At 71.2% G+C, this 11,668-nt stretch carries 8 protein-coding genes; 6 read left to right on the forward strand and 2 right to left on the reverse strand.

Annotated features, from left to right (window positions below; all coding sequences use genetic code 11):
• Positions 1-49 precede the first annotated feature (49 nt).
• Complete coding sequence (locus BM066_RS16905; RefSeq protein ID WP_089929626.1) at positions 50-754, forward strand: glycosyltransferase family protein; 705 nt, start codon at positions 50-52, stop codon at positions 752-754.
• Between the two features lie 153 nt (positions 755-907).
• Here BM066_RS16905 and ald read toward each other — a convergent pair whose 3' ends face one another.
• Positions 908-2,020 (reverse strand): alanine dehydrogenase, encoded by a 1,113-nt coding sequence (gene ald / locus BM066_RS16910; RefSeq protein WP_089929627.1) that lies wholly within the window; start codon positions 2,018-2,020, stop codon positions 908-910.
• Positions 2,021-2,139: 119 nt separating this feature from the next.
• Between ald and BM066_RS16915 the strand changes: the two genes are divergently transcribed.
• The 4 genes from BM066_RS16915 (at position 2,140) to pbpC (ending at position 10,807) form a co-directional block, all read left to right on the forward strand.
• Positions 2,140-2,613 carry an Lrp/AsnC family transcriptional regulator gene (locus tag BM066_RS16915; RefSeq protein ID WP_089929628.1) on the forward strand — a complete coding sequence of 158 codons (474 nt, stop codon included), beginning with the start codon at positions 2,140-2,142 and terminating at the stop codon, positions 2,611-2,613.
• An 81-nt stretch (positions 2,614-2,694) separates the two neighbouring features.
• On the forward strand, positions 2,695-3,525 hold the full coding sequence (locus BM066_RS16920; protein WP_089929629.1) for a carbonic anhydrase: 831 nt from the start codon (positions 2,695-2,697) through the stop codon (positions 3,523-3,525).
• Positions 3,526-3,592: 67 nt separating this feature from the next.
• Complete coding sequence (locus BM066_RS16925; protein WP_089929630.1) at positions 3,593-8,626, forward strand: alpha-2-macroglobulin family protein; 5,034 nt, start codon at positions 3,593-3,595, stop codon at positions 8,624-8,626.
• A 138-nt stretch (positions 8,627-8,764) separates the two neighbouring features.
• Positions 8,765-10,807: a penicillin-binding protein 1C gene (gene pbpC, locus BM066_RS16930; RefSeq protein ID WP_089929631.1), complete on the forward strand. Its 2,043-nt coding sequence runs from the start codon at positions 8,765-8,767 to the stop codon at positions 10,805-10,807.
• Here the strand turns inward: pbpC and BM066_RS26040 are convergent.
• Positions 10,794-11,039 carry a hypothetical protein gene (locus BM066_RS26040; RefSeq protein WP_143093753.1) on the reverse strand — a complete coding sequence of 82 codons (246 nt, stop codon included), beginning with the start codon at positions 11,037-11,039 and terminating at the stop codon, positions 10,794-10,796. The genes pbpC and BM066_RS26040 overlap by 14 nt on opposite strands.
• 12 nt (positions 11,040-11,051) lie before the next feature.
• Here BM066_RS26040 and BM066_RS16935 point away from each other — a divergent pair.
• On the forward strand, positions 11,052-11,668 hold a 617-nt coding region (locus tag BM066_RS16935), incomplete at its 3' end, for a flagellin (RefSeq protein WP_089929633.1).

The raw sequence follows: 11,668 nt of genomic DNA on the forward strand, positions 1-11,668 counted from the left end.
AGCTCAGCCTCAGGACAAGAGCTGAGCAACACCGAGGGAGCCGAACGCCATGATCCTCGCCGTCGTCCAGGCCCGCATGGGCTCCAAGCGTCTGCCCGGCAAGGCCGTCGCCACCCTCCAGGGCGAGCCGATGATCCTGCGCCAGCTCGAGCGCCTGCGCGGCGCCCGACGCCTGAACAAGATCATCGTCGCCACCAGCAGCGACGCCGCCGACGACGGCCTGGCCGGCCTGGTGGTGTCGCGCGGCTACGCCGTGCACCGCGGCGCGGGCAGCGACATCCTTGACCGCATCGCCCGCTGCGCCGAGGCCGCCGGCCCGGTCAGCCACATCGTCCGCATCAAGGGCGACGCGCCGTTCGTCGACCCCGCCGTGATCGACGAGGCCGTCCGCCTGGCCCTGGTCAGCGGCGCGGCCTACACCTCCAACCGGGTGGAACGCACCTTCCCGGCCGGCCTCGAGGTCGAGGTGGTCACCGTCGAGGCGCTGCGCATCGCCGCCGCCGAGGTTCGCGATCCCCTGGCCATGATCTCGCCGACCGCCGCCATCCGCGCGCGGCCCGACCGCTTCCGCCAGGCCCACCTGAAGGCCCAGCGCGACTGGTCGCACTACGACTGGCGGGTCAAGACCCCGGCCGACCTGGCCTTCGCGCGCTCGATCTACGACGCGCTGTATCCGGCCGATCCGGGCTTCTCGATGCACGACGTGCTGGACCTGGTGGAGAGCCACCAGGACCTGGGACGGTTCGCGGCTTAGGGATTTGCTTCAGGCGCCGCGTGCGCTCACTTGCCCCCTCCGCGCCTTCGGCGCTCCTCCCCCAGAGGGGGAAGAGCTTCGCGCCATAGACTCCGCCCCCTCGCCGCGACAAACCGCGCAGCGGTCAGGTGGGGGCAAGTATTTGCTCCGCCCTTACTTCCACGCCCCATACGGATCCACCGACGCCTTGCCCAGCGCCTCGGCCACGGCCGGGTGGGTCAGCTGGCCGGCCAGGACGTTCAAGCCGCGCGCCAGGTGGATGTTGCCCTTCAGCGCGTCCAGCCCTTGGTTGGCCAGGGCCAGGCCGAAGGGCAGGGTGGCGTTGCCCAGGGCTTCGGACGAGGTGCGCGGCGCGGCGCCGGGCATGTTGGCCACGCAGTAGTGGACGACGCCGTCGACCGTGTAGGTCGGCTCGGCGTGGGTGGTCGGGTGGCTGGTCTCGAAGCAGCCGCCCTGGTCGATCGACACGTCGACCAGCACCGAGCCGGGCTTCATCCTGGCCAGGTGCTCGCGCTTGACCAGCTTGGGGGCCGCGGCCCCGGCGGTCAGCACCGCGCCGATGATCACGTCGGCCTTGAGGATCTCGTCCTCGACGGCGGCCATGGTCGAATAGCGGGTCAGGATGCGGCCCTGGTAGAGGTCGTCCAGCTCGCGCATGCGCGGGATCGAGCGCTCCAGAACCACCACCTCGGCGCCCAGGCCGGCGGCCATGCGCGCGGCGTTGGAGCCGACCACGCCGCCGCCCAGCACCGCCACCCGGGCCGGGGGCACGCCGGGCACGCCGCAAAGCAGCAGGCCCATGCCGCCATTGTGCTTGAGCAGGGTCTCGGCGGCGCTGAACACCGCGATGCGGCCGGCCACTTCCGACATCGGGGCCAGCAGCGGCAGGCCGCCGCGCGCGTCGGTGACGGTCTCGTAGGCGATGGCCGCCGCGCCCGAGGCCAGCAGGCCCTCGGTCTGGGCCGGATCGGGCGCCAGGTGGAGATAGGTGAACAGGATGTGGCGGGGCGTCAGGCGCTCCCACTCGACCTTCTGCGGTTCCTTGACCTTGATGATCAGTTCGGCCCCGGCGAACACCGCGTCGGCGTCGGGCGCGATGGTCGCCCCCGCCCGGACATAGAGGTCGTCGCCATAGCCGGCCCCCAGGCCCGCGCCGGTCTGGACCAGCACCGAATGGCCATGACCCACATATTCGCGCACGGCGGTGGGGGTCAGGCCGACCCGGTGTTCGCCCGGCTTGATTTCGGAAGGCACGCCAACCCGCATGATAGTCTCCTCCAAATGGCTTTGACGCTGGTTTACGCCTGAGTTTGCGCAGGTTCCTGGGGAGTTTCATGCGCCCGTAACCGTGATATGCAGGATTCCATCGCCACGGAGCCATTGCGGTGAAGAAACCTGCGGCCAACCTCGACGCCTTCGACCGCAAGCTGCTGAACCTGCTCCAGAGGCGGGGCCGGGCCAGCTATGTGGAAATGGCCGAGGCGGTGAATCTTTCCGAATCCGCCTGCCTGCGCCGGGTGAAGGCGCTGGAGGAGACCGGGGTGATCGGGCGCTACGCCGCGGTGATCGACGAGCGGGCCGTGGGCCTGCCGCTCAGCGTCTTCGTCACCGTCACCCTGTCGTCCCAGGCCGAGGCGACGCTCAGCGCCTTCGAGAAGGCCATCGCCAACGTCCGCGAGGTGGCCGAGTGCTACCTGATGACCGGCGGTTCGGACTACCTGCTGCGGCTGGTGGTGGCCGACGTCGACGACCTGGAGCGGGTGCACGCCCAGGGGCTGACGCGGATCCCGGGGGTGGTCCGGGTCAGTTCGTCGATCGCCATGCGCACCGTGGTCAAACGTGTCGAATTGCCGCTTTGAGGCCCGGCCGGCGTTGCGGCGCGGTTAACCTTCCCCTGGCAGGAGTGTAGGCCACGATCGCCGCACTCGTCGGGGGATGAGATGGTTTCGAGACGCATGCTGCTGGGCGCCCTGGCGTCCGGCCTCGCCGCGCCGGCCCTGGCCTGGGCCGAAGGCGACGGTCCCACGCCGTCGGTGCTGACCCGCAAGGGCCGCCGCACGCGCCGGGCCCTGAAGACCCAGGCCGCCGACAAGGCCGCGCTGGACAAGACCCTGGCCCAGGTCAAGCCGCTGGAGGACCCCGACGCGGTCGAGCCGGCCGAGGTGCACCCGCCCCAGGCCGTCAGCCCGGACGAGGCCCTGGGCCGTCTCAAGCAGGGCAACGCCATCTTCGCGCGCGGGGGCTCCAGCATCGTCCTGCCGAGCATGGTTCGGATCGCCGAGCTGTCCAGGGGCCAGAAGCCGTTCGCGGTGATCGTCGGCTGCAGCGACAGCCGGGTCGGCCCCGAACTGGTCTTCGACTGCAACCTGGGCGAGCTGTTCGTGGTTCGTGTCGCCGGCTCGACCGTCAGCCAGGAGGGCCTGGGCTCGATCGTCTACGCCGTCGAGCACCTGGGCGCGCCGCTGGTCGTGGTGCTGGGCCACACCAAGTGCGGCGCCGTCGGGGCGGCGGTGGACGTGGCCACCAAGCACGCCGACCTGCATGGCTCGTTGCTGAACATGGTGCTGCCGATCATCCCGGCCGTGCTGGAGGCGCAGGAGAAGCATCCGGCCGACCTGCAGGACGCGGCCATCCGCCAGAACGTCCGCGACGTCGCCGCCCGTCTGAAAGTGGCCGACGGGACCCTGGCCGAGAAGCAGGCCGAGGGCCGGCTGAAGATCGTCTCGGCCACCTACGACCTGGCCAGCGGCGTGGTGGCGTTCGACGCGTAGATCTCGTTGACCCCCTGCCCGGCTTAGGTTCAAGTCCCCCCAACACGCTAAGGTTGGGAGGCAGGGGATGTCGACGGACGAGACACCGCCGGAAGGCGGCCAGGGCTCCAGGACGTCCCGCTGGGAGGCCCTCAAGGCCAGGATCCCGTCCGGCCTGAAGTCGCCCCTGGTGGCGGTCGGCGCGGCGGCCCTGGCGCTGGGCTTCGGCGGCGGCTTCGCGGTCGGCAAGGTCGCCGACTTCGGCTGGTTCGGCCACAAGGCGGCGACGGCCGAGGCTCCCAAGGGCCAGGCCTGGTCGCTGTTCGGAAAGCCCCGCTCGGCCAACGCCCCGCGTCGCGGGATCCCCAAGCCCGAAGGCTTCGCCGTCTGGCGCAGCCGCATCGACAGCTCCGGCGCCGAGCCGATGGCCTGCGTGCAGATGAGCAAGCCGCTCGACCCGTCCAAGGCCTATGCCGACTTCGTGCTGATCTCGCCGGACCTGGGCCGCCAGCCGGCGGTGCGGGTCAAGGACGACGAGCTGTGCCTGGGCGGGGTCGGCTTCACCGACCACCGCATCACCCTGCTCAAGGGCCTGCCGGGCAAGAACGGCGAGACCCTGGCCGCCAACGCCGACGTCGACTTCACCTTTGGTGAAAAGCCGCCCTATGTCGGCTTCGCCGGCGACGGCGTGATCCTGCCGCGCGAGGAGTCCGACGGCGTGGCCCTGGAGACCATGAACGTCTCCAAGCTGGCCATCGAGGTCTGGCGGGTCTCGGACCGCAACCTGGTGCGCAAGTCGATCAGCGCCCCCGACCCGACCGGCGAGGGCGACTACGCCAGCGACTATGGCGACGACAGTCCCGACGACGAGGGCCGCCAGGTCTGGAAGGGCGTGATCAACGTGGAGGGCGCGGCCGGCCAGAAGGCGACCACCGTCTTCCCGCTGGGCGCGGTGCTCAAGGAGATGAAGCCGGGCGGCTATGTGATCAAGGCGCGCGACGCCTCGGGCGGCCGCGACCCGGATGGCGAGGGCGATCCCACCCCGGCCCAGGCCCGCCGCTGGATCATGTTCACCGACATGGCCCTGATCGGCTACGACGGCGCGGAATCGCTGGACGTCGTGGTCCGCTCGCTGAAGACCGCCAAGACCGTGTCGGGCGTGCGCGTCGCCCTGGTGGCCAAGGACGGCGAGGACCTGGCGACCGCCAAGACCGACGCCGACGGCCGGGCGCGCTTCGCCCACGCCCTGCTGGAAGGCGAAGGCGCGGCGCGGGCCAAGATGGTCATGGCCTATGGCGACCAGGGCGACCTGGCGGTGCTGGACCTGGACCGCTCGCCGGTCGACCTTAGCAAGCAGGGCGTCGGCGGCCGCACCGAGTCCGAGGGCGGCCGGGCGCTGTCCACCGACATCGACGGCTATCTCTATGCCGACCGCGGCATCTATCGCCCCGGTGAGACCGTGCACCTGACGGCCATGGTCCGCGATCGCCTGGCCAAGGCGGTCAACGACCGCAAGGGCTACATCCTGGTCAAGCGGCCCTCGGGCGTGGAGTTCAGGCGCTACGCCTTCAGCCGCGCCGACGCCGGCGCGGTGCTGGCCGACATCGCCCTGCCCAGGAGCGCCCCGCGCGGCCGCTGGACGGCGGTGCTGAAGATGGAAGGGTCCGACGCCGAGGCCGGGTCGTTCGGCTTCAGCGTCGAGGACTTCGCCCCGCAGCGGCTGGCGGTCACCGCCACGGGCCAGGAGTCCGTGCCGGTCGCGGCCGGCCAGGAGCGCAAGATCGACGTCTCGGCCCGCTTCCTCTACGGCGCGCCGGGCGCGGGCTTGCAGACCCAGGGCGAGGCGCGGCTGCGGCTCGACACCGACCCCTTCCCGCAGTTCAAGGGCTATGAATGGGGCGACGACCTGGCGCCCTTCGACGAGAAGTTCATCGAGCTGGGCACGACCGTCACCGACGGCGACGGCCACGCCATGCTCAACCTGGGCACCAGCGAAGCCGGCGACACCGCCCAGCCGCTGGTGGCGGCGGTGACCGCCTCGGTGTTCGAGCCCGGCGGCCGTCCGGTGCGCGAAGGCCTGGAGCTGAAGGTGCGCGGCAAGCCGGTCTATTACGGCGTCAAGGTCGAGCAGGGCGACGCCGGCAATGGCGATCCGCCGGTCAGCCTGGAGATGATCGCGGTCAACGCCGCCGGCGCCCGCATCGCCTCGACGGCGACCTACACCCTGATCAGCGAGAACTGGAACTACGACTGGTTCCAGCAGGACGGCCGCTGGCAGTGGCGGCGCACCAGCCGCGACGCGGTGGTGGCCAGGACCACGGTCAATATCGGCGCCGGAACGCCCGCGCGCTTCACCCGCCGCCTGGGCTGGGGCGATTACCGTCTGGTGGTCGAGGGGCCGGACGGGGCCAGGACCGTGACCAAGTTCTCGTCGGGCTGGGGCTCGCCGGCCAAGGAGGGCGAGGCGCCCGACTTCGTGCGGGTCACCGCCGGGACCAAGGCCTACGCCCAGGGCGACACGGTGGAGATCACCCTGAAGTCGCCCTATGCCGGCCAGGCCCAGGTGGCGGTGGCCACCGACCGGCTGATCGACTTCAAGACGCTGAGCGTCGGCGAGAAGGGCACGACCGTGCGCCTGAAGACCTCGGCCGCCTGGGGCGGCGGAGCCTATGTGATGGTCACGGTGATCCAGCCGCGCGACCCGGTCAGCTCGCCCAAGCCCAAGCGGGCCCTGGGCCTGATCTACGTGCCGCTGGAGCCCAAGGGCCGCAAGCTGACGGTCGACATCGGCACGCCGGTCAAGCTGGACTCCAAGGCTCCCGTCGACGTGCCGATCAAGGTCAACGGCCTGGGCTTCGGCCAGAAGGCCAAGGTCACCATCGCCGCGGTCGACGAGGGCATCCTGCGCCTGACCCGCCAGGACAGCCCCGACCCGGCCAAGTGGTACTTCGGCAAGCGGGCCCTGACCCTGAACTATCGCGACGACTACGGCCGCCTGCTGGATCCGAACATGGGCGCGCCGGCCAACGTCAATTTCGGCGCCGACGAGCTGGGCGGCGAGGGGCTGACGGTGACGCCGATCAAGACCGTGGCCCTGTGGTCCGGGATCGTCGAGACCGGCATGGACGGCAAGGCGGTGGTCAAGCTGCCGGCCGCCGACTTCAACGGCGAGCTTAGGATCATGGCCGTGGCCTGGACCGACACCGCCGTCGGCTCGGGCTCCAAGCCGCTGACCGTGCGCCAGCCGGTGGTGGCCGACCTCAACCTGCCGCGCTTCCTGGCCCCCGGCGACAAGCCGATGGCGACGCTGGAGCTGCACAATGTCGAGGGCAAGGCCGGGGCCTATACGGTCGAGGCCAACGCCACCAACGGCATCGCCGTGGCCTTCAGGAAGGTCATCACCCTGGTCCTGGGCCAGCGCATCGCCGAGAAGATCCCGTTCCTGGCCCCCACCGTCACGGGGATCGGCAAGGTCGGCTTCAAGGTGGCCGGCCCTGGCTTCCAGACGGCCAAGGACTATCCGATCCAGACCCGCCTGGGCTGGGGCGACGTGGTGCGCACGACGACCGAACTGCAGCAACCGGGCATGAGCTACACGCCCAACGCCCAGCTGCTGTCGGGCCTGGCGGCCGGCGACATCACGCTGCAGGTCAGCTATTCGCCGTTCAAGGGCTTCGACCCCTCGGCCATCGCCGTGGCCCTGCAGCGCTATCCCTACGGCTGTACCGAGCAGCTGGTCTCGACCGCCTATCCGCTGCTCTACGCCCAGAGCGTCTCCAGCGATCCCAAGCTCAAGCGCAATCCGGCGATCCTGGCCGGGGCGGTGGGCAAGCTGCTGGACCGCCAGACCCTGGACGGGGCGTTCGGCCTGTGGCGGGTGGGCGACGGCGAGGCCGACGGCTGGCTGGGCGCCTACGCCACCGACTTCCTGGTCGAGGCCAAGGCCCAGGGCATAGCGGTGCCGGACGAGGCGATGGACAAGGCGCTGAACGCCATGCGCCAGATCAGCCGTCCCGACGGCTGGAGCTCGGTGTCCTATCGCCTGGAATATCCCGAATGGTGGGGCCGCACGCCCGACGACTCCAAGAAGGCCACCGAGCGCATGCGCCGGCGCGCCTCGGCCTACGCCCTCTATGTGATGGCCAAGGCCGGGCGCGGCGACCTGGCGCGGCTGCGCTGGTGGCACGACGTGCAGATGAAGGACGAGGACCAGCCCCTGGCCAAGGCCCAGGTGGCGGCGGGCCTGGCCCTGATGGGCGACCAGGCCCGGGCCCGCTCGGCCATGCGCCAGGCGGTCCGCTCGCTGGGCTGGCGCGACGACGCCGATTGGTACCAGAGCCCGCTGCGCGACGTCGCGGCGGTCACCGCCCTGGCGGTCCAGGCCGGCCAGGGCGACATCGCCCGCCAGTTGCAGGGCCGGCTGGAGAACGTGGTCAAGGATCCCGACGCCCTCAACACCCAGGAGCAGGCGGCGGTGCTGTCGGCGGCCTACCAGCTGTTGAAGGCGTCCGGCCCGATCGCCATCGACGCCCAGGGCGTGACCGCCCTGCCGCCGGCCGGCGGCGCGCCGCGCTGGGCGGTGGGGCGCCTCGCCGACGCCCGCTTCGTCAACAAGGGCAAGGGCGCCCTGTGGCGGACGGTCAGCGTGCGCGGCACGCCGGTCGCCGCGCCGGGGGCCGAGGCCAACGGCATCTCGGTGAGCAAGCGGCTGTTCTCGATGAACGGCGGGGCGATCGATCCGGCCCAGATCCACCAGGGCGACCGGGTGATCGTGCTGGTCTCCGGCCGCTCGATGCAGGCCCGCTCGACCGCCCTGGTGGTCGACGACGCCCTGCCGGCCGGCTTCGAGATCGAGACCACCCTGGGCGCCGACGACGCCCAGAACGGGCCGTTCAAGTTCCTGGGCGAGCTGACCAACCCCGATGTCCAGGAAAGCCGCGACGACCGCTACATCGCCGCGCTGGACCTGGGCGGCGAGAAGCCGTTCGCCATGGCCTATGTGGCGCGGGCCGTGACGCCGGGCGAGTTCTTCCTGCCCGGGACCGTCGCCAAGGACATGTACCGGCCCAGCCTGAACGCGCGGTCGGACGCGGGGCGGATCACGGTGGCGCCGGGAGGGTAGGGGCGGCGGACTTGCCCCCACCTGACCGCTTCGCGGTCTGTCCGCCCCCATGGGGGCGGAGCCTCGCGCTCTTCCCCCTCTGGGGGAAGACGACCGCGAAGCGGTCCGTAGGGGGCAAGTGAGTCGGCCGTAGCGAACATGATCACCATCCCCCGCCTCACCCGCCTCCTGGTCGTCTTCGTCGCCGTCCAGGTCGTCCTCTTCGCCCTGAGCGCCGCCTTTCCGCCGGACATGGCCCGCGCCCGGCGCTCGTCGCCCGTGGTGCTGGACCACCGCGGCGCCTGGCTGCGCGCCCTGCCGGTCGAGGACGGGCGCTGGCGGGTGCGGGCCGATCTCCAGCGCACCGATCCCACCTTCCAGAAGCGGCTGATCGCGGTCGAGGACGCGCGGTTCTACGGCCACCTGGGCGTCGACCCGCTGGCCCTGGTCCGGGCGGTCGGCTCGGCGGTGGTCCATGGCCGGGCCACTTCGGGCGCCTCGACCCTGACCATGCAGACCGCCCGCCTGCTGAAGCCGCGGCCGCGCAACCTGTCCTCCAAGCTGATCGAGATGGTCCGCGCCACCCAGCTGGAAGCCCGGCTGACCAAGAAGGAGACCCTGGCCCTCTACCTGACCCTGGCCCCCTACGGCGGCAATCTGGAGGGGGTGCGGGCCGCCAGCCTGGCCTATTTCGGCCACGAGCCGACCAGCCTGACCGACGGCGAGCAGGCCCTGCTGATCGCCCTGCCGCAGTCGCCCGAGGCGCGCCGCCCGGACCGTCGTCCCGAGGCCGCCCGCGCCGCCCGCCGCGCGGTGCTCGACAAGATGGTCCGGGCCCATGTCCTGACCGAGGCCGCCGCCAGCGAGGCCGACGCCGAGCCGATCCCGCGGCGCGCCCCGTTCCCGACCCTGGCCTGGCACGCGGCCGGCGAGCTGGCCCTGGCCGCGCCGGCCAGCCAGCCCAGCGTGGTCTCGACGATCGACGCCGACCTGCAGACTCGGCTGGAGCCGATGGCCGCCGCCGTCGCCGCCGCCCAGGGGCCGGACGTCACCGCCGCCATCCTGGTGGTCCAGATCAAGGGCCGCGCCGTGCGGGCCCTGGTCGGCTCGGCCGGACGCGAGCGGCCCGGCGGCTGGATCGACCTGACCCGCGCCATCCGCTCGCCCGGCTCGGCCCTCAAGCCGTTCATCTACGCCTTCGCCTTCGACGACGGGGCCCTGGCGCCCGACACCCAGATCGACGACGCCGCCACGCGCTTCGCCGACTACCAGCCCGAGAACTTCGACCATGTGTTTCACGACAAGGTCACGGCCCGCGAGGCCCTGGCCTATTCGCTGAACGTGCCGGCCGTCGCCACCTTGGAGAAGATCGGCCCGGACGCCTTCGCCGCCCGGCTGGAAAGCGCCGGGGTGCGGCTGGTGCGGCCGAAGACGGCGATCAAGGCCTCGGGCCTGGCCCTGGCCCTGGGCGGGGCGGGGATCACGCCGCGCGACATGGCCGTGCTCTACGCCGCCCTGGGCGACGGCGGCCTGGCCAAGCCGCTGGCCTTCACCGAGGCCGAGGCGAAACAGCGCGAGCGCGCGGGCGGAACCCGGATCGTCCGGGCCGAGGCCGCCGCCCAGGTGCTGGACATCCTGCGCGAGGCCCCGGCCCCGCGCGGCCGGGCGCCCTCGGCCCTGACCCGGGGCGGGCCGGCCATGGCCTTCAAGACCGGCACCTCGTACGGCTTCCGCGACGCGGTGGCGGCGGGGGTGGTGGGCGGCTATGCGATCATCGTCTGGACCGGCCGGGCCGACGGCGGGGCGCGCGGCGGCCTGACCGGGCGCGACGCGGCCCTGCCCCTGCTGTTCGACGTGGCCGACGTGATCGACGCCCCGGCCCTCGCGCCGCGCCCGATCGCCCCCAAGGCCGCCCCGGGCGCCCTGCAGCGCCTGCAACAGGCGTCCGAAGGCCCGCGCCTGATCTTCCCCCCCGACGGCGCGACGGTGCAGGTCGACGGCGTCGGTCCCGGTTCGCGCGGGCTGATCATGGCGGCCGGCGGCGAGGACCTGACCTGGTATGTGGCCGGCGCGCCGCTGTCGGCGGATCCGGTCAGCGGCAAGGTGATCTGGCGACCGGCCGCGGCGGGATTCTATCGGGTGCGGGTCGTGGACGGCCAGGGCCGCGCGGCCTCGGCGCGGGTGCGGATCAAGGGCGGTTGAGGCCGTCCCGAACGCCGCCGCGCCCGCTGAATCCGCCTTCCGCGACCGCGACGAGTCGTCGCACGCCGCCGCCGTCCACCTCGCCCAAATAAATGTTCGGTGCGCTGAAATATCGCACGGCACGTTTTCCGCGAAAGCGAGAAGATTCACTCTTCCTGAACGCTAGTGAGTCGTTGCTAAGGTCGAGCAAAATGCTCCCGGACGCCAGAATGACGCCGGCCACCTTGAACAAGGACTCTAAACAATGGCCTTGAATAGTATAAATACCAACAATGGGGCGATGATTGCCCTGCAGAATCTGAACAAGACTAGTTCCGAATTGGTGACTGTTCAGCAACGCATCAACACCGGCAAGAAGATCGGCAACGCCAAGGACAACGGCGCGATCTGGGCGATGGCCAAGACGCAGTCGTCGACCGCCAGCGCGCTGAACGCCGTCAAGGACTCGCTGCAACGCGGCCAGTCGACCATCGACGTGGCCCTGGCCGCCGGCGACACCGTCACCGACCTCTTGGGCAAGATGAAGGAAAAGGCGCTCGCGGCTTCCGACACCTCGTTGAACACCGCTTCGTTCAACGCCCTGGTCTCTGACTTCACCTCGCTGCGCGACCAGATCACCAAGGCTGTCACCAACGCCAAGTTCAACGGCGTCAGCATCGCCGACGGCTCGACCACCAAGCTGGCCTTCCTGGCCAATACCGACGGCACCCAGTTCACCGTCAACGCCAAGACCATCTCGCTGGTCGGCCTGGGCCTGACGGCGAGCTCGACCTTCGCCAACGCCGCGGCCGCCAAGACGATGATCACCACGATCAGCAACGCCCTGGGCACGGCGACCAACAAGCTGGCCTCGCTGGGCAC

Origin of the sequence: Caulobacter sp. UNC279MFTsu5.1 (assembly GCF_900114015.1) — a bacterium.
In the GTDB taxonomy this organism is placed as follows: domain Bacteria; phylum Pseudomonadota; class Alphaproteobacteria; order Caulobacterales; family Caulobacteraceae; genus Caulobacter.